General features: G+C 60.6%; 28 protein-coding genes. 14 read left to right on the plus strand and 14 right to left on the minus strand.

The genetic code is table 11. The features are described from left to right. Positions 1-201 precede the first annotated feature (201 nt). Both ACS4NR_RS10035 and ACS4NR_RS10040 read left to right on the plus strand, forming a co-directional pair. Positions 202-1,617, plus strand: coding sequence for a purine-cytosine permease family protein (locus ACS4NR_RS10035; protein WP_456019937.1), 1,416 nt, complete (start codon positions 202-204; stop codon positions 1,615-1,617). Positions 1,618-1,720: 103 nt separating this feature from the next. Further along, the gene (locus ACS4NR_RS10040) at positions 1,721-2,344 is read left to right on the plus strand and encodes a glutathione S-transferase family protein (protein WP_456019938.1); all 624 of its coding nucleotides are present in this window, start codon (positions 1,721-1,723) and stop codon (positions 2,342-2,344) included. A 47-nt stretch (positions 2,345-2,391) separates the two neighbouring features. Here the strand turns inward: ACS4NR_RS10040 and ptrR are convergent, their stop codons facing one another. Next, positions 2,392-3,270 (minus strand): putrescine utilization regulator PtrR, encoded by an 879-nt coding sequence (gene ptrR, locus ACS4NR_RS10045; protein ID WP_456020383.1) that lies wholly within the window; start codon positions 3,268-3,270, stop codon positions 2,392-2,394. Positions 3,271-3,373: 103 nt separating this feature from the next. Here ptrR and ACS4NR_RS10050 point away from each other — a divergent pair, with 103 nt between their 5' ends. Beyond that, positions 3,374-4,765, plus strand: a complete 1,392-nt coding sequence (locus ACS4NR_RS10050) for an aldehyde dehydrogenase family protein (protein ID WP_456019939.1) — start codon at positions 3,374-3,376, stop codon at positions 4,763-4,765. 132 nt (positions 4,766-4,897) lie between these two features. Here the strand turns inward: ACS4NR_RS10050 and ACS4NR_RS10055 are convergent, their stop codons facing one another. Further along, on the minus strand, positions 4,898-6,442 hold the full coding sequence (locus ACS4NR_RS10055) for an MFS transporter (protein WP_456019940.1): 1,545 nt from the start codon (positions 6,440-6,442) through the stop codon (positions 4,898-4,900). A gap of 102 nt (positions 6,443-6,544) precedes the next feature. Between ACS4NR_RS10055 and ACS4NR_RS10060 the strand changes: the two genes are divergently transcribed. Then, positions 6,545-7,441: a LysR family transcriptional regulator gene (locus tag ACS4NR_RS10060; protein WP_456019941.1), complete on the plus strand. Its 897-nt coding sequence runs from the start codon at positions 6,545-6,547 to the stop codon at positions 7,439-7,441. A 3-nt stretch (positions 7,442-7,444) separates the two neighbouring features. Here ACS4NR_RS10060 and ACS4NR_RS10065 read toward each other — a convergent pair whose 3' ends face one another. Further along, positions 7,445-8,614, minus strand: a complete 1,170-nt coding sequence (locus tag ACS4NR_RS10065; protein WP_456019943.1) for a DUF1624 domain-containing protein — start codon at positions 8,612-8,614, stop codon at positions 7,445-7,447. 179 nt (positions 8,615-8,793) lie between these two features. On the opposite strand from ACS4NR_RS10065, the gene ACS4NR_RS10070 reads away from it, so the two are divergent. Both ACS4NR_RS10070 and ACS4NR_RS10075 read left to right on the plus strand, forming a co-directional pair. After that, positions 8,794-9,390 carry a paraquat-inducible protein A gene (locus ACS4NR_RS10070; RefSeq protein ID WP_456019944.1) on the plus strand — a complete coding sequence of 199 codons (597 nt, stop codon included), beginning with the start codon at positions 8,794-8,796 and terminating at the stop codon, positions 9,388-9,390. Beyond that, complete coding sequence (locus ACS4NR_RS10075) at positions 9,387-10,076, plus strand: paraquat-inducible protein A (protein ID WP_456019945.1); 690 nt, start codon at positions 9,387-9,389, stop codon at positions 10,074-10,076. The genes ACS4NR_RS10070 and ACS4NR_RS10075 overlap by 4 nt, the downstream gene beginning before the upstream one ends. Here the strand turns inward: ACS4NR_RS10075 and ydiJ are convergent. Further along, positions 10,009-13,035 (minus strand): D-2-hydroxyglutarate dehydrogenase YdiJ, encoded by a 3,027-nt coding sequence (ydiJ, locus tag ACS4NR_RS10080; RefSeq protein ID WP_456019947.1) that lies wholly within the window; start codon positions 13,033-13,035, stop codon positions 10,009-10,011. The two genes, ACS4NR_RS10075 and ydiJ, sit on opposite strands and share 68 nt — an antisense overlap. Positions 13,036-13,194: 159 nt before the next feature. On the opposite strand from ydiJ, the gene ACS4NR_RS10085 reads away from it, so the two are divergent. Further along, the gene (locus ACS4NR_RS10085; RefSeq protein ID WP_115984990.1) at positions 13,195-14,079 is read left to right on the plus strand and encodes a LysR substrate-binding domain-containing protein; all 885 of its coding nucleotides are present in this window, start codon (positions 13,195-13,197) and stop codon (positions 14,077-14,079) included. Positions 14,080-14,270: 191 nt separating this feature from the next. Here the strand turns inward: ACS4NR_RS10085 and ACS4NR_RS10090 are convergent, their stop codons facing one another. Continuing rightward, positions 14,271-14,876 carry a DUF6338 family protein gene (locus ACS4NR_RS10090; RefSeq protein WP_456019949.1) on the minus strand — a complete coding sequence of 202 codons (606 nt, stop codon included), beginning with the start codon at positions 14,874-14,876 and terminating at the stop codon, positions 14,271-14,273. A 184-nt stretch (positions 14,877-15,060) separates the two neighbouring features. Next, the gene (locus ACS4NR_RS10095) at positions 15,061-15,396 is read right to left on the minus strand and encodes a hypothetical protein (protein WP_047598287.1); all 336 of its coding nucleotides are present in this window, start codon (positions 15,394-15,396) and stop codon (positions 15,061-15,063) included. Positions 15,397-15,582: 186 nt separating this feature from the next. On the opposite strand from ACS4NR_RS10095, the gene ACS4NR_RS10100 reads away from it, so the two are divergent. Then, positions 15,583-15,822: a hypothetical protein gene (locus tag ACS4NR_RS10100; protein ID WP_095136471.1), complete on the plus strand. Its 240-nt coding sequence runs from the start codon at positions 15,583-15,585 to the stop codon at positions 15,820-15,822. Between the two features lie 62 nt (positions 15,823-15,884). On the opposite strand, the gene ACS4NR_RS10105 is transcribed toward ACS4NR_RS10100, so the two are convergent. Next, the gene (locus ACS4NR_RS10105) at positions 15,885-16,082 is read right to left on the minus strand and encodes a DUF2188 domain-containing protein (RefSeq protein WP_096796397.1); all 198 of its coding nucleotides are present in this window, start codon (positions 16,080-16,082) and stop codon (positions 15,885-15,887) included. Between the two features lie 222 nt (positions 16,083-16,304). Between ACS4NR_RS10105 and ACS4NR_RS10110 the strand changes: the two genes are divergently transcribed. Beyond that, positions 16,305-16,667, plus strand: coding sequence for an NUDIX hydrolase (locus tag ACS4NR_RS10110; RefSeq protein WP_145596853.1), 363 nt, complete (start codon positions 16,305-16,307; stop codon positions 16,665-16,667). A gap of 4 nt (positions 16,668-16,671) precedes the next feature. Here ACS4NR_RS10110 and ACS4NR_RS10115 read toward each other — a convergent pair whose 3' ends face one another. From ACS4NR_RS10115 to ACS4NR_RS10125, 3 genes are all read right to left on the minus strand, one after another. Next, positions 16,672-16,914, minus strand: coding sequence for a DUF1652 domain-containing protein (locus ACS4NR_RS10115; protein ID WP_095136473.1), 243 nt, complete (start codon positions 16,912-16,914; stop codon positions 16,672-16,674). Between the two features lie 109 nt (positions 16,915-17,023). Next, on the minus strand, positions 17,024-17,923 hold the full coding sequence (locus tag ACS4NR_RS10120; RefSeq protein WP_456019951.1) for a polysaccharide deacetylase family protein: 900 nt from the start codon (positions 17,921-17,923) through the stop codon (positions 17,024-17,026). Positions 17,924-18,054: 131 nt separating this feature from the next. After that, entirely contained in the window at positions 18,055-19,002 is a 948-nt protein-coding gene (locus ACS4NR_RS10125; RefSeq protein WP_456019952.1) for an ABC transporter substrate-binding protein, read from the minus strand. 292 nt (positions 19,003-19,294) lie between these two features. Between ACS4NR_RS10125 and ACS4NR_RS10130 the strand changes: the two genes are divergently transcribed. From ACS4NR_RS10130 to ACS4NR_RS10145, 4 genes are all read left to right on the plus strand, one after another. Next, positions 19,295-20,281: an aliphatic sulfonate ABC transporter substrate-binding protein gene (locus tag ACS4NR_RS10130; RefSeq protein WP_456019953.1), complete on the plus strand. Its 987-nt coding sequence runs from the start codon at positions 19,295-19,297 to the stop codon at positions 20,279-20,281. A 60-nt stretch (positions 20,282-20,341) separates the two neighbouring features. Then, a complete protein-coding gene (locus tag ACS4NR_RS10135; protein WP_456019955.1) occupies positions 20,342-21,187 on the plus strand; it encodes an ABC transporter permease in 846 nt (281 codons plus the stop codon). 48 nt (positions 21,188-21,235) lie between these two features. After that, positions 21,236-21,916 (plus strand): SOS response-associated peptidase, encoded by a 681-nt coding sequence (locus ACS4NR_RS10140; RefSeq protein ID WP_456019956.1) that lies wholly within the window; start codon positions 21,236-21,238, stop codon positions 21,914-21,916. A gap of 356 nt (positions 21,917-22,272) precedes the next feature. After that, positions 22,273-22,545, plus strand: a complete 273-nt coding sequence (locus tag ACS4NR_RS10145) for a hypothetical protein (RefSeq protein WP_204896064.1) — start codon at positions 22,273-22,275, stop codon at positions 22,543-22,545. Positions 22,546-22,588: 43 nt separating this feature from the next. On the opposite strand, the gene ACS4NR_RS10150 is transcribed toward ACS4NR_RS10145, so the two are convergent. The 3 genes from ACS4NR_RS10150 to ACS4NR_RS10160 all read right to left on the minus strand — a co-directional run bounded on the left by ACS4NR_RS10150 (position 22,589) and on the right by ACS4NR_RS10160 (position 23,804). Continuing rightward, positions 22,589-22,732 carry a hypothetical protein gene (locus ACS4NR_RS10150; RefSeq protein WP_166497409.1) on the minus strand — a complete coding sequence of 48 codons (144 nt, stop codon included), beginning with the start codon at positions 22,730-22,732 and terminating at the stop codon, positions 22,589-22,591. A 62-nt stretch (positions 22,733-22,794) separates the two neighbouring features. Next, positions 22,795-23,106, minus strand: a complete 312-nt coding sequence (locus ACS4NR_RS10155; RefSeq protein WP_166497451.1) for an AzlD domain-containing protein — start codon at positions 23,104-23,106, stop codon at positions 22,795-22,797. Beyond that, on the minus strand, positions 23,106-23,804 hold the full coding sequence (locus ACS4NR_RS10160) for an AzlC family ABC transporter permease (protein ID WP_456019958.1): 699 nt from the start codon (positions 23,802-23,804) through the stop codon (positions 23,106-23,108). Before ACS4NR_RS10160 ends, ACS4NR_RS10155 begins: the two co-directional genes overlap by 1 nt. Before the next feature lie 152 nt (positions 23,805-23,956). On the opposite strand from ACS4NR_RS10160, the gene ACS4NR_RS10165 reads away from it, so the two are divergent. Then, entirely contained in the window at positions 23,957-24,343 is a 387-nt protein-coding gene (locus tag ACS4NR_RS10165) for a DUF2784 domain-containing protein (RefSeq protein ID WP_166497411.1), read from the plus strand. On the opposite strand, the gene ACS4NR_RS10170 is transcribed toward ACS4NR_RS10165, so the two are convergent. Continuing rightward, a complete protein-coding gene (locus ACS4NR_RS10170) occupies positions 24,340-24,867 on the minus strand; it encodes a DUF3087 domain-containing protein (RefSeq protein ID WP_456019960.1) in 528 nt (175 codons plus the stop codon). The genes ACS4NR_RS10165 and ACS4NR_RS10170 overlap by 4 nt on opposite strands. Positions 24,868-24,878: the final 11 nt, after the last annotated feature.

The following is a 24,878-nucleotide window of genomic DNA, read 5'->3' on the forward strand; positions in this document are numbered from 1 at the left end:
GAAAGTTTTGTTGTTGATCACGGTTGAACATACCGGACAGCCCTCAACACGCGGCATATATTTTTTAAGGTCTGAAGCAACAAACTTACTAATTTATCTATCCCGAGCCTTTGCACATGATCGCTTCAACAAGAAATGCGCCGTCCGTGTCGGCGCTTACCGAAGTACGTCCACGTACTCATCCTTGCCTTGGAGTTCGTCATGTCCACCTCTGCAACAACATCCGCGCCGCTCATTGAAAAACACACGATAGGATACGTGCCCCCCGAAGATCGCCACGGAAAGGTCAGGGATCTGTTCACGCTGTGGTTCGGCGGCAACATCGCGCCGTTGCCGATCGTCACCGGCGCGCTGGGAGTGCAGTTGTTCCACTTGAATCTGCTGTGGGGCATCGTCGCGATTCTGGTCGGGCATCTGGTCGGCGGCGTGCTGATGGCGCTGCACTCGGCGCAAGGCCCGCAGATGGGCATTCCGCAGATGATCCAGAGCCGCGCGCAGTTCGGCTCCCTCGGTGCTCTGCTGGTGGTGCTGATTGCCGGGGTCATGTACATCGGCTTCTTCGCCTCCAACATCGTGCTGGCCGGCAAGTCGCTGCACGGCGTGGTCGACAGCGTGCCGGTGCCGGTCGGCATCGTCATCGGTGCCCTCGGCTCGGGGATCATCGGCATCATCGGCTACCGCTTCATCCACGTGCTCAACCGCATCGGCACCTGGGTGCTGGGGATCGGCATCGTCGTCGGGTTCGGCTACATCTTCACCCATATTCAAACCGACGACTTCCTCACCCGCGGCAGCTTCAGCCTCTCCGGCTGGCTCGCCACCGTGTCGCTCGCCGCGCTGTGGCAGATCGCGTTTGCGCCTTACGTGTCCGACTATTCGCGTTACTTGCCGGCCGACGTCAAAGTCTCGTCGACGTTCTGGGCCACGTATCTGGGATCGGCGCTGGGTTCGAGTCTGGCGTTCATCTTCGGTGCCGTCGCCGTGCTCGCGACACCTGTGGGCATGGACACCATGGATGCGGTCAAACTCGCCACCGGCTCGATCGGCCCGCTGATGCTGGTGCTGTTCCTGCTCAGCGTGATCAGCCACAACGCCCTCAACCTGTACGGCGCGGTGCTGTCGCTGATCACCCTGGTGCAGACCTTCGCCTACCGCTGGATCCCGACCGCCAAGAGCCGTGCGGTGATCTCGATCATCGTGCTGCTGGCCTGCTGCTTCGCCGCCGTCGGCGCGTCGAAGGACTTCATCGGTCACTTTGTCGACATGGTGCTGGTGCTGCTGGTGGTCCTGGTACCTTGGACCGCGATCAACCTGATCGACTTCTACGCCATCCACAAGGGCAAGTACGACATCCAGTCGATCTTCCAGGTCGACGGCGGTATCTACGGGCGCTACAACCCGCAGGCGTTGCTGGCCTATGCGATTGGCATTGCGGTGCAGATCCCGTTCATGAACACCCCGCTGTACGTCGGCCCGGTGTCGGCGCACATCAACGGCGCGGATCTGTCGTGGCTGGTTGGGCTGCTGGTGACTTCGCCGCTGTACTTCTGGCTGGCCAATCGTGACAGCGCCTATCGGCGGCGGATGATGGGCGGCAAACTGGCGGGCAGTCTGTGACGGTGTCCGCATGACAAAAGAAGGCCCGCCATGCGCGGGCCTTCTGCGTTGTGGTGTGGTATTTGTTGAGCTTCTACAGGTACCCACGAGAAAGGCAAAACTCATGCTGCGAATTCTGGGCAAGGCCTCATCGATCAACGTGCGCAAAGTGCTGTGGACCTGCGCCGAACTGCAGATCCCGTTCGAGCGTGAGGATTGGGGCTCGGGCTTCAAATCCACCGACACACCTGAGTTCCTCGCCCTCAACCCCTGCGCCATGGTGCCGGTGATTCAGGACGGCGATTTCACCCTCTGGGAATCGAACACCATCATTCGTTATCTGGCGGGCAACTATGGCGGCGCAGACCTCTACCCCGCCGAGCCGCGAACCCGGGCGCGGGTCGATCAGTGGATCGACTGGCAGGCGTCGGAGCTGAACCGCTCCTGGTCGTATGCGTTCATGTCGCTGGTACGCAAGTCAGCGGATTACCAGGACCGCGCCGCGTTGGCCAACGGCGTCGAACAGTGGTCAAAGACCATGGGCATCCTCGATCAGCAGTTGCAGAAGACTGGCGCCTACGTCAGCGGCGAGCAGTTTTCCCTCGCCGATATCCCCATCGGGCTGTCGGTCAACCGCTGGTTCGAAACGCCGCTCGCGCATCCGGACTATCCCGCCGTCAGGTCGTATTACGAGCGTCTGAGTCAACGCGAAGGCTTTCGCCTGTATGGCAGAAACGGTACGCCGTGAAGCATGACCGTTGCTGCGTTGCGGCATGAGTGAAGTCGTCGACGCAGCTACTCTTCTGCACGCACCACCCCGCGCTCTTCCAGCAAACGCACGAACATGCTCAAGCTGCGCGACACCGTACCCCGGCGCCACACCAGCCAGGTGGTCAGGTAGCGAAAATCCGCCGTCAGCGGCCAGACACTGACCGTGGCGCTGCCGGGCATGCTCTGCAACATTTTGCGCGGCATCAACGCCAGTCCAGCCCCGGCGCTGACGCAGGCGAGCATGCCGTGATACGACTCCATCTCGAAGATCTTGCCCGGCACGGCGGCGTCGGTGCTGAACCATTTTTCGAAGTGATGACGATAAGAGCAATTGGAGCGGAACGCGTAGATGTTCTCGCCGTTCACATCTGCCGCGCGCTGCACCGGGGCATGATTGAGCGGGGCGATGATGACCATTTCTTCCTCGAACGCCGGCACGCCTTCCAGCGTCGGGTGCAGCACCGGGCCATCGACGAATGCCGCCGCCAAGCGACCGGCGAGTACGCCGTCGATCATTGTCCCGGACGGGCCGGTGGACAGATCCAGATCGACCTTGGGATGCAACTGGTTGTACGCCGCGAGCAGTTCAGGAATCCGCACCGCTGCGGTGCTTTCCAGCGAGCCAAGAGGAAACGCGCCCTGCGGCTCTTCTCCCGCGACCGTGGCCCGCGCCTCCTGCACCAGATCGAGAATGCGCCGCGCATATTCGAGAAAACTCCAGCCGGCGGGCGACAGGCGCAGACGGCTTTTCTCGCGAATGAACAAATCGACGCCCAGATCCTGCTCCAGCTGTTTGATCCGCGTGGTCAGGTTCGATGGCACGCGATGAATCTGCGCCGCGGCGGCGCTGATGCTGCCGTGCTCGGCAACGGCCTTGAAGATTTCCAGCTGCACCAGATCCACAGTCATTCTCCAATCGTGAAAGAAACGATCTTTATTATTCAGTTTCCAGAAAACAAACGCCACCCTAATCTAGGCCCATCCACTGAACTCGCAGGAGCCAGCCATGAGCCAGATTTCCAGCCAGACCCACGCCATCTCGATCAACCCCGCCAACGGCGAGCAGATCGCTCACTACGCCTTTGAATCCGCCGAAGCCCTCGACGCCGCGCTGACCCGCGCCGCATTCGGTTTCTCGAAATGGAAACGCAAGCCTCTGCAGGATCGCTCCCGCGCCCTCACCGCCCTCGCCGGCGCCCTACGCGAAACCGCCGAAGCCATGGCCAGCATGATCACCCTGGAAATGGGTAAGCCGATTACCCAGGCCCGTGGCGAAATCGAGAAATGCGCCAAGCTCTGCGAGTGGTATGCCGAACATGGCCCGGCGATGCTCGACGCCGAACCGACTCAGGTCGAAGGCGGCAAGGCCCGCATCGAGTACCGGCCGCTCGGCCCGATCCTCGCGGTGATGCCGTGGAACTTCCCGATCTGGCAAGTGCTGCGCGGTGCCGTTCCGGCACTGATCGCCGGCAACACTTACGTGCTCAAGCATGCGCCGAACGTGATGGGCAGCGCCTACCTGCTGCGCGACGCCTTTAAACGCGCCGGTTTTGCCGATGGCGTGTTTGAAGTGATCAACGTCACCCCGGAAGGCGTTTCGAATGCCATCGCCGACCCGCGCATCGCCGCCGTAACCCTAACCGGCAGCGTGCGCGCCGGTATGGCCATCGGTGCTCAGGCCGGTGCCGCGCTGAAGAAATGCGTGCTGGAATTGGGCGGTTCCGACCCGTTCATCGTGCTCAATGATGCTGATCTCGACGAAGCCGTGCAGGCTGCCGTCATCGGCCGCTACCAGAACTCCGGCCAGGTCTGCGCCGCCGCCAAGCGCCTGATCATTGAAGAAGGTGTGGTCGAGGAGTTCACCCGCAAATTCGTCGAAGCCACACGCAAGCTGAAAGTCGGCGATCCGCTGTCCGCCGACACCTACATCGGCCCGATGGCGCGTTTCGATCTGCGTGATGAACTTGATCAGCAAGTGCGCGACACCCTCGAAGAAGGCGCGACCCTGCTGCTCGGCGGTGGCAAGGCCCAAGGCCCGGGCAACTACTACGAGCCGACCGTGCTGGCCGACGTCACCGACCGCATGACCTCGTTCAAACAGGAACTGTTCGGCCCGGTGGCGTCGATCATCACCGCCCGCGACTGCGCCCACGCCGTGGCCCTGGCCAACGACAGCGACTTCGGCCTGACCGCGACGATCTACACCGCCAACGTCGCACTGGCCCAGCAACTGACCAGCGAATTGGACACCGGTGGCGTGTTCATCAACGGCTACTCCGCCAGCGACCCGCGCGTGACCTTCGGCGGCGTGAAGAAAAGCGGTTTCGGTCGCGAACTGTCGCACTTCGGCGTGCGTGAGTTCTGCAATGCGCAGACCGTGTGGCTGGATCGTAAATAACCCGGGCTCCAACACGCACTGGTGGGAGTGGGCTTGCTCACGAAGGGGCCGGCATGTTCAGCATTGATTCTGCCTGACCTGACGCCTTCGCGAGCAAGCCCGCTCCCACACTCGAAAATTCCGTACACACCGCTATAGCAAGTCGGGCGCTGTTTTTTGCGGCTGCGCAACCGCCCGCCCCTTGCTCAACAACCCGAGCACCACCGCCGCCGAGGCCAGGGTAATCAGCGTAAGGATGTGCAACAGGTACTGAAACGCCGTGGCATAACCCTGCACCAGACGCTCTTTGGCCAGCCCCGGAACTGTGTTGAGCGCATGCGCCATGTCCCCCGTGGTGACCCGGTGCGCGGTCTCGGCGATCAGCGCCGCATCGACACTGCCTGCCACTGCCCCCGTCAGATCGGTATGCAGCAGCGAAGTCAGCACTGCGCCCACCACCGCCAGCGCGATACCCTCACCCGCCACGCGCACGGTATTGAAGATCCCCGCCGCCATCCCCGCGCGCTCTTTCGGTACGACGCTTACCGATAGTCCATCCATCAAGCCCCACGGCAAACCGGTGCCAATCCCGATCAACAGCATCGCAATGACCAAGGCGGATTTTGGCTCGCCGACGTTGTACAGGCTCAACCCGTGCAAGCCCACCGCAGCGATCAGAAAACCGATCCCCGACAGGATTCCCGCCGAGACAAACCGGGTCAGCGACGCCGCCAGCATCGGCACCACCAGCATGGGCGCCGACAGCGCCAGTAACAGCAGGCCGGCGTCAATTTCGCTCAAGCCTTCCACGCCGATAAAGCGCAATGGCAACATCACCACCAGCACGAGGTAGCAAAAACAGGTGCCGATCGGCAGCATCTGCACGCCGATGAAGCGCGGAAAACGCAACAGGGTCAGATCGAGCATCGGATGTTCGACGCGCCTTTCGATCATCACGAACAACCCCAGCAACAATGCCGAAGCGCCCAGCAGACCGACCACCAGCGCGCTGTCCCAACCGCTTTCCGGGGCCTGAATCACGCCGAAGGTGAGCAGCGCCAACATCGCACTGAAGGTGATCGTGCCCGGCCAACCCAGTCCCGTGGCATCCGGGTTGCGGCTTTCGCGCATGCGGGGCAGGCCGAAGACCATGGCGATTACGCCGATCAGCGCGGTGAAAACAAAAATCGCCCGCCAGCTGAACGCCTCGATTAACGCACCGGCCAGCAACGGCCCGAAAGCCAGACCAATGCCGAATGTGGTGCCGAGTACGCTGTATGCACGGGTTCGCGCATGGCCTTCGAATTCTTGCGCCAGCGACGCTGAGCCGCTGGCCAACGCCGCAGCACCGGCCACGCCCTGCACTGCACGCAGCCCATCCAGCCAGTACACCGACGGTGCCAGACTCTGCGCAATCGATGCAGCGGTGAACAGCAACATGCCGAAGCTGAACAGGCATTTACGCCCATAGACATCGGCCAACGCGCCCGCCGCCATCAGCAAACTGCCGAACGACAACATGAACGCATTGGTGATCCAGGTCAGAGCAACGGGACTGCCGCCCAAATCTCGGCCAATGGCGGGCGTCGCCACCGCGCCACCGGTAAAACTCAAGGGCAGTACCAATGCCGACAGGCACACGGCCGCGAGGATCAGCAGCTTGTTACGCGCGCCTTGTTGATGAGAGACCGTTGTCATGCATTCATCCTTTAAAGAAATTGCCAGGCTGCGACTTTAAGGTCGTGAGATTGATGCGATAATCCCAGCAATTTTGCATGACTTTGTGAAAGGCATTCATAGATGAAATCACCCTCAGTGGCAGACCTTTCCGTATTTCTCTGTACGGCGCAGCACTTGAATTTCAGCAAGGCCGCCGTCGAACTCGGGCTCACCCCGTCAGCCCTGAGCCATTCGGTAAAGGCACTGGAGAATCGCCTCGGTGTGCGTCTGTTCAATCGCACCACCCGCAGCGTGGCGTTGACCGAGGCCGGTGAGCGCTTGTACGCGCGCCTGAAACCGGCTTTCCGCGACATTGACGACGCACTGGAAGACCTCAACCATTTTCGCGACCAACCCGCCGGCAACCTGCGCATCACCTGCGGACGCCAGGCGTGCGAACTGGTATTGCTGCCGATTGCCAGCGAGTTCTTGCAGACGTATCCGGACATTCGCATGGAGGTGGTCGAAAGCGAAGCATTACTCGATATCGTCGCTGGCGGATTTGATGCAGGCGTGCGTTTTGGCGATCGACTGGAGGCCGACATGGTCTCGCTGCCGATTGGCCCGGCGATGCGTTCGGTGGTGGTCGCTTCGCCGGCATTCCTTGAACGCTATCCTGCGCCGAAAAAACCCGAAGATCTGCGCGATTTGCCCTGCCTGCGCCACCGCTATCCCAGTGGCACGCTGTATCGCTGGGAGTTCGAACGCAAGGGCATTGCCCAGGAAATCGAGGTCAACGGCCCGTTGACCCTGGGCGATGTCAGCTTGATGGTCGGCCCTGCACTGCAAGGCCTGGGATTGGCGTATGTGTTCGATGACATGGTCAGCGAACACTTGGCATCGGGGCGTCTGATCCAGGTGTTGGCCGACTGGTGCCCATACTATCCGGGCCTGCATCTTTACTACCCGAGCCGGAGCCACGTACCGGCGCCGCTCAAGGCTTTTATCGACTTCGCGCGCGAGCGCAGTGGCCACTAGGGCTTACAGATATTTCAGCCAGGCGATGTCACGGCGCCGCGATTTCAGCGCGGAAAACCAGTGCACCGCCGGATACAGCGTCACCGCCAACAGCAGCGACACCAGCCAGATCGTCGGCACCGAGTCGAAGCCGAAATAGCTGCCCTGATTCAGTCCGAACAGCGCCACGGCAATCACATACAGCACCTTCAGCACGTACAGGTGCAGCAGATAGAAGAACATCGGCGCTGAACCGAAGACCGTCAGCCAGCGAATCCAGCGCCGGGTCTGCAGTCGTTCGAACGCCAGCAACAAGAGCAATCCAATACTCACCGTCAGGGTGATGAACAGCAGCGACGGCGGGTACTTGGTGATGTTGAAAAACGCCATCAGCGTTTGCACGGTCGTGTCTTCAACCGCCCAGGGCTTTTCGCCGTATCCGTTGAGCAGCCGCAGCCCGACGAAACCCAGCAGTCCGGCAACACCGCCCAGCAACAGACTCTGCTGACGGCTACTGGCATCGGCCACACGGGCGAACCACGGGCCCAGCGCATAACCCAGACCGATCACGCCGATCCACGGCAACAGCGGATACGAAGTGCGCAAACGCAGACTGTCACCGACGTCGATCCAGCCCCGGTCATGCAGGATCGCCCATGGCACATGCAGTGCCGACTCCGGTGCGAAATGCAGGCCATCCAGCAAGTTATGCCCGGCAATGATCGCGAGGCTCAGCGTCAGCAGCAGCCAGCGCGGCAACCAGACCAGCAGCGACAAGGCGATCATGCTCAGGCCAATCGCCCAGATCACCTGCAGATAGATCACGCTCGGCGGCAACTGAAACGTCCACGCGAAGTTGACCAAGGTGAATTCCAGCACCACCAGAAACAGTCCACGCTTGAACAGGAAGGCACTGACATCGGCCTTGCCCGCGTACTTCTCGCCAAACAGCCACGCGGACAATCCGGTCAGCAACACGAACACCGGTGCGCACAAGTGCGCCAGGGTGCGACTGAAAAACAACGCTGGCTCGGTGCTGGCGATGTCCATCGGGTCGGACACCTGACGGTGCAGCAGAAACGTCTCGCGCACGTGATCCAGCAACATGAACAGGATCACCAGACCTCGTAGCGCATCAATGGACAGCAAACGGCCGCTCGGCGGCGGGTTGGAACGGGCACACGTAATCGTCATGGACATTTCGCCATCGAGTCAATGAATCGGGGTCGCAACTGCACGTCCCGCCAAAAAATGGCGTTACTCTATAACATAAAAAGTCGTTTCCCAAGCCAAACGACATTTGCCCAATCACGTCAGGCTTCTATAGTGATCAGGCGCCCCCTGCCCTTTGCGCCTGCTGTCGAGCGTTGGCCATGACCTCAACCGAACACCTGATCATCTGCGAGCACTGCGATTGCGTGTACGAAAAAGTCGTGCTCGGCAAACACCAGAAAACCCTCTGCGTGCGGTGCGGCGGCGTGCTGCAGCGCTATAACGGCCTGACCGTCGAGCAGCGGCTGGCCCTGACGTTCACCGCCGCCATGCTGTGGCTGTTCGCCAATTTCTACCCGGTGATGAGCATCAGCATGAAGGGCCTGAAAAACAGCGCGACGCTGTGGGATTCGGTGCTGGCGCTGAGTCAGGGGCCAATCACGTTCATGGCGATGGTCGCGGCGATTTCGATCATCATCGCCCCGGCGTTTCAACTGGTGCTGCTGATCTGGGTGCTGAGTTTCGCCCTGTCATCGCGCCGGGCACCGGGCTTCAAGCTGTGCATGCGCTGGCTGGAAACCCTGCGTCCGTGGAGCATGCTCGAAGTGTGTCTGCTGGGGGCGATGGTCGCGGTGTTCAAACTCGCCGGGCTGCTCGATGTATTGCCGGGCATCGGTCTGTTCGCTTTGGCGGTGCTGAGTCTGATGATGATCCGCATTGCCGGCCGCGACATTCGTGATTTGTGGGACATTCTATGAAGCGACCCGCGACCGCCAGCGAACTGAATCTGTGCCTGTGCCACAGCTGTGGGCTGGCCTGTGACATGACCGACGAGCCGCACGAGTGCCCGCGCTGCGATGCACCGCTGCATCGGCGCAAGACCAATTCTCTGACGCGCACCTGGGCCTATCTGTTCGCCGCGCTGGCGTTCTACGTGCCGGCCAATCTACTGCCGGTGATGAACACGGTGATGCTCGGCAACGGCGCCGACAGCACGATCATGAGCGGCGTGCTGGAGTTCTGGGAGGGCGGCGCGTGGGACATCGCGCTGATCATTTTCATCGCCAGCATCGCGGTGCCGGGGATCAAGTTCGTCGCCCTGTCGCTGCTGCTGATCACCGTGCAGCGGGGCAGCGACTGGGCGCGCCGCGAGCGTTCCAGGCTGTTCCGTTTCGTCGAGCTGATCGGCTACTGGTCGATGCTCGACGTGCTGGTGGTCGCACTGGTCGCGGCGCTGGTGAAATTCCAGGCGCTGGGCGATATCGAGCCACGCCCGGGCATCCTGTTTTTCGGCATGGTGGTGGTGTTCACCATGCTCTCGGCGATGAGTTTCGACCCACGGCTGATCTGGGACAACGCCCCGGGCGACGAACCGCTCAGCGACGCACCATCTCAAGCAGCACCTGCAACGGATGGCGCAGCGCCCGATCCGACTGGCGCTTGACCTGACTGCGGCACGAATACCCGGTGGCCAGTGCTTCGCCCTGCTCCGCCGGTGCCTCGACCTGCCGCGCCCACGATTGCTCGTAGATCACCGCCGAAGTTTCGCGGTTGCGCGCTTCATGGCCGTAGGTGCCGGACATGCCGCAGCAACCCGTGGCCTGCGTCGCCAGTTTCAGCCCGACTCGCTCGAACACTTGCTCCCACTGGCGGGTGGCGGCCGGCGCGTTGGTTTTCTCGGTGCAGTGTGCCAGCAGACGGAATGACCGGGCCGCGTCGGCAGTGGCCTGCTCCGGCATCACCTTGAGCAACCATTCCTGCACCAGCGCGACTTCCGGGCATTGGTCCATGCCGGGCACTTTCAGGTATTCCTGGCGATAGACCAGCGTCATCGCCGGATCCAGCCCCAGCAGCGGCACGCCAACGTTGGCCAGCTCGCGCAGTTGCCGGGCATTGCGCAACGCCGCGCGGTTGAACGCCGAGAGGAAGCCCTGCACATGCAACGGCTTGCCGTTGGCACTGAATGGCGCCAGATACACCTGATAGCCGAGCCGCGAAATCAGCTCCAGCAGATCCGCCAGCAGCGGCGCCTCGAAGTAACGGGTAAAGGCGTCCTGCACCAACACCACACTGCGCTCGCGCTGGGTCGGGGTCAGCGCCGACAGATTGGTGACCGTCGCCGGCTGCACGTTCCAGCGGCGCAGCGCAGCGTGGAAATCAAAGCGGCTGAGCAACGGCACATCGACCATGCCACCGAGACGTTCCAACTGTTTGCGCACAAATGTTGCGCCCATCAAACCGTTGTACAGCGCCGGAATCCGCGCCATGTACGGAATGCTGTACTCCAGCGAAGCAATCAGATAATCCCGCGCCGGGCGCAGATAACGACTGTGATACAGCTCAAGAAACCGCGAACGAAACTCCGGCACGTTGACCTTGACCGGGCACTGCCCCGCACAGGACTTGCACGCCAGGCAACCGGCCATGGCGTCATACACCTCGTGGGAAAAGTCTGCGCTCTGCCCACGGCTGTTGCGCCAGCGCGTCCACAGGTTGCGGAAAAACGCCGGACGCCGGATCGCATCGGACAGCACATCCACCCCCGCCTCGCCTTGCAAGCGCAACCATTCTCGGATCAGCGACGCGCGGCCCTTGGGCGATTGCGCACGCTCGCGGGTGGCTTTCCACGACGGGCACATGGCGTCGTCGGGATCGAAGTTGTAGCAGGCGCCGTTGCCGTTGCAATGCATGGCTGCGCCGTAGCTTTGCCAGACTTTTTCGTCGATCTGCCGATCAAGTTCGCCGCGCAGGGTCACTTCGTCGATCTTCAACAGCTGCGCATCGGTGTTGGCCGGGGTGGCGATCTTGCCCGGGTTGAACTGGTTGAACGGGTCGAACGCGGCTTTGAGTGCCTGCAACGCCGGGTACAACTCACCGAAAAACGCCGGCGCGTATTCCGAGCGCAGCCCCTTGCCGTGTTCGCCCCACAACAGGCCGCCGTAGCGCTGGGTCAGCGCGGCGACACCGTCAGACACCGGACGCACCAGCGCCGCTTGCTGCGGATCCTTCATGTCGAGAATCGGCCGTACGTGCAACACGCCGGCATCGACGTGGCCGAACATGCCGTACTGCAAACCGTGGCTGTCGAGCAGTTCGCGCAGTTCGGCGATGTACTCGGCCAGATGCTGTGGCGGCACCGCGGTGTCTTCGACAAACGGCTGCGGCCGCGCTTCACCGGCAACGTTGCCGAGCAGACCCACCGCGCGTTTGCGCATGCCATACACCTTGTTCACCGCCGCCTGACCGACCGCCAGCGTATGGCCGAGGCGTTCGACGGTGGTGTCGCTGCTCAAGTGTTCGAGGAAGGCTTCGACCCGGCGTTGCAGATCTTCAGGATCGTCACCGCAGAATTCCACCAGGTTAATCCCCAGTGTTGGCCGCTCGGCGCTTTCCGGGAAGTACTCGGCGACGCCGTGCCAGACGATGTCCTGCATCGCCAGCAGCAACACCTTGGAGTCCACGGTTTCAATCGACAGCGGCTTGAGCGCCATCAACGCCCGGGCATCGCGCAACGCATCCATGAACCCGGCGTAGCGAATGTTCACCAGCATCGTGTGTTTGGGGATCGGCAGTACGTTGAGCTTCGCCTCAACCACAAACCCCAGCGAGCCTTCAGCGCCGCACAGCACGCTGTTAAGGTTGAAACGATTGTCCGCCTCGCGCAGGTGCGCCAGGTCGTAGCCGGTCAGGCAGCGATTGAGATCAGGGAAACGCTGCTTGATCAGCTCACCCTGCTCATCAATGATCTGCCGCGCACAACGATAGACTTCACCCACCCGATTTTCACGGGCACACAACGCTGTCAGGTCGTCTTCCGCCAACGCGGCACCGTGCAGGCGTTCGCCGCCGCGCAGGATCATGTCGAGTTCGAGCACGTGGTCGCGAGTCTTGCCATAGGTGCAACTGCCCTGGCCGCTGGCGTCGGTGTTGATCATGCCGCCGACGGTGGCGCGGTTGGAGGTCGACAGTTCCGGAGCGAAAAACAGCCCGGCGGATTTCAGTGCGGCGTTGAGCTGATCCTTGACCACCCCGGCCTGCACCCGCACCCAGCGCTGCTCGACGTTGATTTGCAGAATGCGGTTCATGTGCCGCGACAGGTCGACGACGATGCCATCGGTCAGCGACTGGCCGTTGGTGCCGGTGCCGCCGCCACGCGGAGTGATCACCACTTGCTGATAAGCCGGTTCGGCGATCAACCGTGCGACCCGCGCCACATCCTCCGCATCCATTGGAAATACCGCTGCTTGCGGCAGACGCTGATAGATCGAGTTATCGGTGGCGAGCACTACGCGACTGGCGTAATCGGCACTGATCTCGCCACGAAAACCACTGGCTTTCAGGGCCTTGAGGAACTGCTGGTAATCGGCGGTCAATGCGGTGGCGGGTGACAGCTGGGCAATCATCGGTGAGGAAATCTCGGTCAAAATCGGGCCGTGTGGCGGTGAACAGTTGTGCGCAAGGAATGATTGCGTCACGCTCCCGCCATCTCATGGTGCTTATATTCATTGCTTGGCGCCATCGGGACAAACGTAAAATCGACCCGCAATCCATGACTAAAACGAATGAATCCGCGAACCCTCACCCCTTCCATGTCGCTGTTGCTGGCCTTCGAGGCCGCCGCACGCCATGAAAGCTACACCCGCGCCGCCCACGAACTGTCGCTGACGCAAAGCGCGGTCAGTCGTCAGGTGCAGATTCTGGAAAAGATGCTCGGCATGCGCCTGTTCAGCCGCGAAGGCCGGCAAGTGGTGCTCACCGATGTCGGGCGCATGTATCAGCGCGAACTCGCTGAAGCCCTCGGGCAGATCCGTAGCGCGACCCTGCAGGCCATGGCGTTCGGTTCCGGCATTCACAGTTTGCGTCTGGCGACGCTGCCGACCTTCGGCTCGAAATGGCTGCTGCCGCGACTCAAGGACTTCTACACCGCGCACCCGGGCATGACCGTGCACTTGCATTCGCGTATCGAAGCGATCGACTTCGACACCAGCGAAATCGATGCGGCGATCTGTGTCGGTGCGGGGGACTGGCCGGGCCTGAGCGCCCTGCCCCTGCACACTGAAGAACTGGTGGTGATTGCCAGTGCGCAATTGTCGTTGGCCGAACGCGATGAAGCGGAACAGCACATCGCCGGGCAGTTACTGCTCAATGTCAGCAGCAATGCCCAGGCCTGGGCGGAATGGTTCACGCATCATGGTTTGCCACACCGCAGCATGCGCATCGGCCCGAGCTTTGAAATGACCTCGCACCTGATTCAGGCGGTGCGAGCGAATATTGGCGTGGGTCTGGTGCCGCGGATTCTGGTGGAGGATGAATTGCTTAACGGCGAGCTGCTGCAACTGGGGAAGCCGATCACCAGCCGGCGCAGCTATTACCTGGTGTATCCGCCGCGTAATGAGGCGTTGCCGTCACTGAAAGCGTTCAGGGACTGGTTGGTGGATACGCTCTGACCGGTGATCCCACAAATGCCAGACACAACGAAACGCCGCTTGATGAGCGGCGTTCAGTCAATCCCGGTACTGGCGCCTTAGCGGTGGCGGCGCACTTGGCCCTTTGACAAGGGGCTTGGCCAGCAGCTTGCCGTCCGGGCCATAAAAGAGGCGCCTGACGCCAGGCGGCATGGGAGTAGGCTCTTTTGCGCTCATGATGAAACCTCTTCGACAGAACTGAATTCGACCCACTGAACTTTCGAGGAATCTATCACCAATAGTTCGGCGCCAAAAGGCAACGCCACGCCATCCTCCCCCAGCCAGCCTGGATTCAGCATGATGAACTGTCCTTCCAGAGGGCCTGAAGGCCACTCGACGGGCCAGCCGAATAATCGCCTTTCATCCATCAAATGCAGCGTTACCAGGCGATTGTGCCGGGCAAAGGTGCTGTACCACTCGCTGGGGTATGAGTTTTTATTCGTTACATTTTTACTTCGTAACCATTTGTGCAGTTTGTCATTCGAGGCCAGAGCACACGACAACAAGCCGAGCCCCATGGAAACCATGAACGCCCACACAGCCTGGGCTTTGCCATCCCACTTTCCGACAGAAAAGCCTTTCGAGCCTACCCATAGACCAATAGCCCCGATCCCCAAAACCACCCCATGAATCACAAACGTGAAAATCAACGCCTGCACAATCTGCCCAAACGTATCAGGCCGCTTGAATGAAGTGAGCGTGTAGAAAATCCAGGTAGAAACAAATCCGGGAATCAGATACTGCAACAACGGAATAACTTCTTTGACCAGATCATCCATGATCCGTGGCTCCTTGAAAGGCATGCCCCTCCGGTTACCGGGCGACACTCAAAAGCCTAGCGCACACTGAAATACGCCTCGCGCCGATCTGTCACAGCGCATTTCGCAAAGCAAAAAAAAAACAGAAACCATTGATCCGGTTTCTGCTTTTTTTACGGCTGACTTTTGTTGCTGAGGCTGGGTTTTACAGGCAGTCACGCACCGATTTGCGCAACGACCCGGACTTGGCCCATGGCGGCCCCTGATACAGAGAAACCCGGCTGCCGTCCTTGTATTTGATGATGTCGAGGATCTCGTCGGCGGTGACGAGGCTCGGCGCCTTGATCCGGTAGCCGTTGGAAATGGACGTCTGCGTGGTCTTCGGAACGTCCTGCTGCCACAACGGCAACAAGCACGCGGCATAGTCTTTAGGCGCTTTGGTGGTGGTTTTGCTGAGATTTGGCTCGCCCGGCACCAGCGATGCTGGCAATGAGCAACCCGCCAGCAATGCCAACGCCAAACTCCCGATCCATATCCGCATGGTGTTTCCCTGATCTGAAAAAACGCGAATGTAACGTGTAACCGGGCGTACATCCAGCGCGGCACGTCGCCCACAAGGCAGATTGGACAAATATTTACAGGCATGCAGCTCGGTGGCAGACGAGCTGCACATCACCGAAGAAAAATGCGACTACTCTGTTCTACCGAGAATGTTCCGGAGGTGATCATGCGGCTCAATGAATACGAACACGAACTTCAGCGCGACCTGCAAGCCGTTGCATCGGATCTGAGATGGTCGGCGGTCGACCTCAAACGCATCGCCGAACAGCTGCGCAAGAGCGGCAATGAAGCGGATGCCCAGGCGGTACTCAGGTCCTGCGAGGTGCTGCAAAGTGATGAAGAACGCCTGCAGCTGTATGCCAAGGAAGTGAAGACGCGCTCCATCAGCCGGACAAAGGTCCACTGATACCACCCCCTGCCCTCAACAAAAGCCCCGGTAATCACCGGGGCTCTTTCGTTACATTTGCTTCAACTTGCAGTGTGACTTCGCGCTCGCACCGAGCGTTTTCTGTAACCCGGCAACGCAGCGGCATAGGCCAGCGCTTCCTCTCTGCTACCAAACGACGCAAGCCGGTCGCCTTGAGTACAAACCCGCCATGGGCCGTTGTTCACGCTGAGTACGTCGTAGCCGTTCATGTGCATTTTGTTCAAGACCGGAATGCTCATGGGCACCTCCTTTTTGCTGACAATGGATTCAGCTCTGCCTTTTTAACTTACACCCGGATGCCGCAGTTGTGCCGACCGGATGTCGCCATCGCGAGGCGCCAAGGCTCTGGCACTTTCAGCCACGCCAAACACTCAAAACCTCAAGGGAACCTTTGAATCCGGGCCCGGCTCGAATATTGCAGTTTTATTTCATTTATGTGACAGGCAGTAAACAGGTAACAGATGAAAGTACGCGCCACCGTTATTTGCGAGCAGGATCGACACGTTCTCCTGGTGCGCAAACCCCGCTGCCGCTGGACATTGCCCGGCGGCAAGGTCGAGCCTGGGGAAACCAAAGCCGGGGCGGCGACGCGCGAGCTGCAGGAAGAAACGGCACTGGATGCCGAGCAGATGTTGTATCTGATGGAACTGCAAAGCGGCAGCACCCAGCATCATGTCTATGAGGCCTCGGTGCTCGACCTTGAGCAGTTGCGTCCGCAAAACGAGATCATCGAATGCATCTGGCATCCGCTGGACGCGGTGCAGAATCTGCCCACCAGCGACGCGACCTTGCGCATCGTGCAGGCATTTCAGCGGCGATTGTAAGGAATCAGCCGGCGAATGCCCGGCGCCCGGCGCTCATTTCCGTGCGCAATTCACCGATGAAGTTGGAAATATCGCGGATCGTCACCAGATGTTCCGGCGACACACCATTGAGCAACAACTCGACTCGCCCGGACTGCGGCTCGTACACCTTGATCCGCAGCAGCCCCTGCTCCACTTGTGTGCATTCGCATTCAAGCGACGGAAAGCCGGATTCGACAATCCGGCAGATGTCGGCAATGGCTAGCATGGGCGCACGCCTCGCAGGCGATGAGTCGGTCGACCGATTCAGCATAGATGAGCGATCAATAATCTGCCGCCCCGGCAAGTGCCAACCCGATCACATTTCCAGCGCGGCCTCAGTGGTCGTCATGATCCCAAATCCAGTTCCACATCCCCGGCAACTGCACCGGCTCCGAACTCTGCTGAACCGTGCGCGCCAGCGCCGCTTTCTGCAGCGCCGCGGGATCATCGTAGAAGGGTTTGTCGGCCAGTCTCACGCCCGTGGCGGCGGCGCTGTCGAGCAGGATCTGCAGGTACTCGCGGGTATGCCGCGCGGTGTAGCGGTTGAGATCATGAAAGGTCACCACCACCGGAATCACTCCGTCCACAGTCGGAAATTCGCCGAGGGCAATGCGCTCGCGGACTTCCGATAGCTGGCGCAGCATATTCGCCCGACGTCGGGGACTGGCATTGAAGCCCCAGATCTTGCCGTCGTTGGCGCTCAGATCAGTCAACAACACGTGCAAGCCATGCTGCTGATACGCGGCGAAGGTGCGCTTGTCGTAATTCCAGAATGGCGGACGCAGCAGGATCGGCGCAGCTCCGGTGATCACGGCGATATCCGCCGTGCCATTGCTCAACGACTGCTCGAGTTCTTGCGGATCGAGCGAGCGATGGTTGGTGTGCCAATGGGTGGCGGTGTGGAATCCGAGGATGTGCCCTTCGGCATGCTCGCGCCGCATGATGCCGCGACCGATGTCACTGTTGCCGGCGCGTGGCGCACGGGTCTGGACGAAGAACACCGCTTTGATGTCCGGCTGCACCGGGTTGACCTTGAGGCTGTCAAGCACCGTCGCCGACGGATTCCAGAAACTCGAGGCGCTGGGGCCGTCATCGAAGGTCAGCAGAAAACGCACCGGCGCCTGAGCCTTGAGCCGGGTTTCGGTTTGCGCGGTCATTTCGATCGGCGCGGCAATGCAGCCGGCCAGCCCAAGCGCGATGGCCGCTGCACAGAGAAGATTGAACGCGTATTTCATGTTTTGCCTTGCGCCTGACCGTTGCGGCCCTGTTGTCGTCCGGCAAAACTCCCTCGCCCTGATCCATCCCTGCGCCCGGCTTCGCGAGCCAGGTCTGGATAGGGTACACAGGCTTTGGTTCCGGCGCTCGCTCAGTCAGCCAGTGCCTGTTGAAACGAGGTATCGATGACCCCGGCGGTGGCCAGCGGCGCCGGCAGTGCCTTGACCTTGAACAGGAAGTCCGCGGTGCCTTGCAGGTCGACCGCCGCCTGCTGATCCACCGGCCCGACAGTCATGTGCGCCTGACGCAACCAGTGCCGTGAAACCTGCTGATCGAGATTGGCTTTCTTGGCCCACAGGTCCGCGTATTCGTCGGTGTGGCTGTCGACCCAGGCCCGCGCCTGTTTCAAACGCCCGAGAAAATCGGCAATCGCTGCACGCTTGCTGTCGATCGACGGCGCCGACGCGGCAATCGCGCTGAGGCCCGGCATCAGGTTTTTCGCGGTGAGAATCGGCCGCGCACCGGAGAACACGATTTGCTGGGAAATGTACGGTTCCCATACCGGGAAGGCGTCGATGCTGCCCTGTGGCAATGCCGCCGCCGCATCAATCGGCATCAGTTTGACGAAATCGACGTAGTTTTCCGGCAGACCGCCCTGCTCCAGGGCGCGCAAGGTCAACTGCTGGCTCCAGGCGCCGGGCCAGTAGGCGACTTTCTTGCCCTTCAGATCAGCGATGGTTTTCACCGGCGAATCCTTCGGCACCAGCAAGGCGATGGTGTCCGGATTCTGCCGCGACACCCCGATCAGTTTGACTGACGCCTGTTTGGCGGCGAGAAACAGAAAACCCGAATCGCCGAGAAAGCCCAGATCCAGCGAGCCGGTCTGCAACGCCTCGGCCAGTGGCGCGGCGGCCTGGAAGTGCTTCCAGTCGACGCTGTAAGGCGCGTCTTTCAACACGCCGGACGCTTCGATCGAGGCGCGGATGTTGTAGTAGTTCTGATCACCGATGTGCAGAACCAACGGCTCCGTAGCGTAGGCAAACGGAGCGGCGAACAAGGCAGTCATCAGTGTGTTGCGGAGCAAACGGGAGAGCTTCATGGAAGGTCCTGCGAAGGGATTTTGCATAGACCATAACGCTGTTGATAAACCGATTTTAAATTCGATAAATGCATAAGCTCAGCGCTCGGAATGCTCACTGTCCGCTGCGCAACAGTGCCTTGCCACAATGTTGCCCAAGCAACAGTTCAAAGGCGCTAAAACCGGCGAAAACCCAGTAAACATGGGTCGAGAAGCACATGGCACAGAGCCTGCAATATTCCATTCATGCAGGATTCCGTCGATAAAAATATATTTTTTGACATAACAACCAGAGCCTTTGCCGGAGCGCCCCATGACATCGTTCTTACCCTTTACTCGCCTCAAAACGCTGCTGCTCGCCAGCGCCATGGCGTTGAGCCTGCAACCTCTAGCCCAGGCCGCCGAAGCGCCACCTGCGGAAGTCCATCTGGATTACGCCTACTACTCACCGGTGAGCTTGGTGCTCAAGCATTTTGGTTTTCTAGAAAAGGCCCTGCCACAAACCAAAATCAGTTGGGTGCTGAGCCAGGGCAGTAACCGTTCGCTGGAATACCTGAACAGTGGCGGCGTCGATTTCGCCTCCAGCGCCAGCCTCGCTGCAGTGCTGAGCCGCGCCAACGGCAGCCCGATCAAATCGGTATACGTTTACAGCCGCGCCGAATGGACCGCGCTGGTGGTGCGCAAGGATTCGCCGTACCAGAGCGTCGCCGACCTCAAGGGCAAGAAGATCGCCGCCACAAAAGGCACCGATCCGTACCTGTTCACCCTGCGCAGCCTGCAACAGGCCGGGTTGAAGAAAGACGACGTGGAACTGGTGCACCTGCAACATCCGGACGGTCGCACCGCACTGGAAAAAGGCGATGTCGACGCCTGGGCCGGACTCGATCCGCACATGGCCGCCAGCCAGGTGCAAGCCGGTTCACGTCTGCTGTATCGCAACCCGTCGTTCAACAGCTACGGCGTGGTCAGCGTCACCGAGCAGTACGCCAAGGAACATCCGCAAACCATCGACACCGTGATCAAAGCCTACGAGCAGGCGCGGGACTGGGCGCAGAAAAATCCCGACGAGTTCGCCGCGCTGCTTGCCAAGGAATCCGGTCTGCCGCTGGACGTGGCCAAACTGCAATTGTCGCGCACCGACCTGAGCAGTCCGCAACTGACCGCCAACGATGTGCAGGCTTCGAAGGCGGCGGCACCGATTCTGGTCTCGGAGGAACTGGTGCGGCGTGGAGTGAATGTCGATCAAGTCATCGATCAGTTGCTCGACAGCGGAGTGCAGCAAGCCGTCGCCCGCCAGTAATCGACCAGACTCACAGCCCATCCGCGCCCGACGCGGATTCGCTGTGAGCGGAGCCCGCGTATGACCACTCGCAGTAACGAACTGCCCGCGCCGCCTCGCAGCTTGTCGAGACCGCGCCTTTCATCCCTCAACCCGACATGGCGCCGACGCCTGAAAGGTCTGGCCCTGCCACTGCTGATCGTGGTCGTCCTGGAATTCATCGTGCGTCTAGGCTGGCTGCCGTCCTATCAAATGCCGGCGCCCAGCGAGATCGCCCTGACCCTCACCGACCTCGCCGAAGGCGCGCTGTGGAAACACATCGGCGCCAGCCTGCTGCGGGTGTTGCTCGGTTTTGCGATTGGCGCCAGCCTGGCGCTGGTATTCGCCGCCTGGGTCGGTTTGAGCCGCGAGGCCGAGGCGTATCTGGAACCGACGTTCGCCGCGCTGCGTTCGATTCCGAGTCTGGCCTGGGTGCCGCTGTTGCTGCTGTGGCTGGGCATCGATGAAACCTCGAAGATCGTGCTGATCGCCATCGGTGCGTTCTTTCCGGTGTACGTCAACGTGGTCGCGGCGATTCGCAACATCGATCGCAAATTGGTCGAGGTCGGGCGCATCTATGGCTTCAGCCGCCTGCAACTGGTGCGGCGCATTCTGTTGCCCGCCGCCCTGCCCGGCCTGTTCACCGGGCTGCGCAGCGGCATGAGTCTGGCGTGGATGTTTCTGGTGGCCGCCGAGCTGATCGCCGCGACCAAGGGCCTGGGTTATCTGCTCAGCGACGGCCGCGAAACCTCACGGCCGGACATCGTGCTGGCGGCGATCATCGTGCTCGCCGTGCTCGGCAAACTCAGCGACGGCCTGCTCGCGGTGCTGGAGCGCCGCTGGCTGGTCTGGCGCGACACGTTCACCGGTCAGGAGGCGCAGGATTGATTGGCCAGAGCCAACTATGCTGAAAGCGTCCAACCGGAGATTCGGCGCATGTGCGGAAGACTCTCGCAGTACCGCGGCATTCACGACTTTGTCGCGGTGCTGAGCATTCCCGATGCGCTGATCAATCACGTCGGCGACGCCGCGCTGGAACGCTACAACGCGGCGCCGACCACTTCAATCGCAGTCCTTCATCAACATGATCAACAGCTGTATGCCGACAACCTGCGCTGGGGCTGGCGCCCGCACTGGGCCAAAGACCGCGCGGCGCCGATCAACGCGCGCGTGGAGAAAGTCGCCCATGGGCCGTTCTTTCGGGCGATCTGGCGTCATCGGCTGATCGTGCCGGTCGACAACTGGTTCGAATGGGTCGACGGCCCGGACAAAACCCGACAGCCGTGGCTGATCCGTCGTGCCGATCACGGGCCGGTTTTCTGTGCGGCCATCGGACAGTTTCCGACACCCGGCAGCGATGGTCGGGACGACGATGGATTCGTGATCATCACCGCCGACAGCATCGGGGGCATGCTCGATATTCATGATCGCCGACCGGTGGTCTTTCGTGCGGAACTGGCTGCCGAATGGCTTGATCCGGCAACACCTGTGGAGCGCGCGGAGCAAATGCTGCTGTTCGAAGGTGAAGCCAGTGAGGCATTTGCCTGGCACAAAGTCGGCACAGCTATCGGTAATTCGCGCAATCAGGGTGCCGGGCTGATTGATGCAGTGGCTTAAAGATCCGTGATCTCACGCGTTTACCCTGTAGGAGCTGCCGAAGGCTGCGATCCTTTGATCTTGCTTTGAAAAAAAGATCAAAAGATCGCAGCCTTCGGCAGCTCCTACAGGTGATTACAGCTGATCACAGGTGACGCATGATCTTTACAGCTGTTGTTTCATTGTTGAGACAGCCCGAAAAAAACAGTCGTTTGAGCGAACTAACCGCCTGTCTGACATTTCAACCGTCATACATACATTTAGATGCACTACGGATAGCATGCGCGCCGCATTTCCATTTGGCATACCAGTTGACCAAAGAGTCAGCAAAACCAGGAATCCCCTACAACTTTTACCAAGCCTTGCAGAGAACTAAGTTGCGCGACGATTTTGCAATCAAACAGGCCAACGGCCTGGAGTGTATTTATCTGTCCATGACAGAACGCTTTCAACTCGACTGTTTTATCGGCCACTACATCAAGACCCGAAACCTGCGTTCGGTGCCGGACATCGAACGCGTCTTGCGCACGACCCTCGAGAGCTATCCCGGGCACCCACCGGTGATGGTCAACGAACTCAATGCGTGGCTCGACAAGACCCTGGGCTATCGGGCATCACACCCGGACTTCCCGCACCTGGAAGACCTCTGAAAAAAAGCAGCCCCGCTATTGCGGGGCTTCTTGCAGATGGCTCTCAGAGTTTCACGTCAGGCCCGGTGAGCTCCTTGCCATCGTCGTGCTTCCACGTCTGTTCCTTGCGTTTCTCACGCTCGATTTCTTCTTCGCTGGGCTCGTCTACTTCTTCATCTTCATCCGCACGCTGTTGCTCGGTCGTCATGTGCACCTCGCTTTGTCGCAACTAGTCATCCAACAAGCGTAGAACAGTTTTTTCCCGCCAACTTACAGCCACCAGCGCAACAAAAAGAAAAACGCCATGCTCAAGAGCATGCTGAGCAAGGTATTGCGGGTGTACAGCACCAGCCCGATTGCCACCAACGAACTGAGCAAATACGGATTATCCCACTGCAAATTCAGCTGTTTGTCCGGCATGAACACGATCGGCCCGCAGATCGCCGTGAGCATGCCCGGTACGGCGAACCCGAGAAACTGCCGTGCATTGCTGCTCAAACGCAGCGGCAGGCGCGGTTCGAGAAACACGTAACGGTTGAGGAACACCAGAATTCCCATGCCGAAAATCACTGCCCAGACCATCATGTGTGCCCCCGATACAGCTTGTTGCAGACAAATCCTGCGGTCATCCCGGCCAGCCCCGACAGCACCAGTGCCGAGCCCCACTGCCAATAACTGAACAGCACCGAGCAGAACAGCGACACCGCCACGCAAACCACGGTCGGCACGTTACGCACCACCGGGGTGATCAACGCGATGAAAGTGGCGGCAATCGAGAAGTCCAGCCCCAGGTGCTCGAGTCCCGGAATGCTGCTGCCCAAGACAATGCCGGCCAGGGTGAACAGGTTCCAGGCGACATAGAACGTCAGGCCGACGCCCAAGGCGTACCAGCGATTGAACTGCTGACGATCATGCTGGCTGGTCAGGGCGAACAGTTCATCGGTGAGCAAAAAGCCCAGGCCGATACGCCAGCGCCCGGGCAGCGGCGCGATCACCGAGCGCATGCTCATCCCGTACAACAAATGCTGCGAGGTCAGCAGCAGCGTGGTCAGCAGGATCGAGAAAATCCCGGCACCGCCCTTGAGCATGCCGATCGCCACCAGTTGCGCGGCCCCTGCGAACACGATGCTCGACAGGCCCTGCCCCTGCAACGGCGTGAGATTGGCCTCGATCGCCATGGAGCCGGCCAGCAGCCCCCACGGCGCCGTCGCCAGTGATAACGGCATGATCGCCGCAGCGCCGCGAAGAAACGCACGGCGCGGCATAAGTGAGTCAGACATAACGCTCTTCAACCGAGGAAACGGTCGCAGACTCTGCCAGCAAATGCCCCTTGGCGGCTTGAACAATCTTGCGCACTTGCGCTAAATCGCAGCGCCCCGGCGTCGCTGTCGGCGTACCATGGAGGCCTTCACAACCGTGTCAGGGAGACGACATGCTGTACCGAATCGCAGCCGACGGGCTGGTGCTGTTTCATCTGTGCTTCATTCTGTTCGTGCTGTTCGGCGGGCTGCTGGTGCTCAAATGGCCACGCGTGATGTGGCTGCATCTGCCAGCCGCCGCATGGGGCGTGGCAGTCGAAGTGTTGCACCTGACCTGTCCGCTGACCTACTGGGAAAACCTGATGCGCCACGCCGCCGGGCAGACCGAATACGCCGGCGGCTTCATCGAGCACTACATCTGGCCGATCATCTACCCCGCCGGGCTGACGCCGCAGATCCAGTTGGCGCTGGGCAGCGTGGTGCTGGCGATCAACCTGCTGGTTTATGCACGCCTGATCCGTGCGTGGAAACTGCGCCGCGCCAGCCGTATTCCGTTTTAACGCGCGGCAGGTTTCAAGGTTTGCAGCCAGGCCGGATCCAGGCGTTTCTGGTCGATCTCCAGACCCAACGCCTGCATCCGCGCCTTGTGCGCTTCGACTTCCCGGTGCAATTGCGCGTGATCGCTGGAGTTGCCGTCCAGTTCGTGCATCTGGGTCAGCCCCAGATGATAGAAGCGCAAGACCTTCATCGCCGTCGGATCGTTCTGTTCCACCGCAGCGGTCACCTGATGCATCACGTTGGTCACGCTCATCAGGCTGCGCTTGAGCCGCCAGCTATAGACCGCCGGAGCCATCCACGACTGCTGCCAGAACTGCCCGCGCAACAGCGCCGCCGTCAGCAGAAACGCGACGAACACCCCACCGACATTGAACCGCAAATTATCGCCGCCGGGCTCGCCGAACAGCGCCACCGCCGCCGTCGACAGTGCCATTGCCAGCACCAGGAACAGCACGGTAATGATCAGCGTGCTGCGGCGCGTCTGCTGGCGAAACGTTGCTGGGTCCATCGGCTGGATCTCGAACATCAGGCATGACT

Source organism: Pseudomonas sp. JQ36, assembly GCF_053851495.1.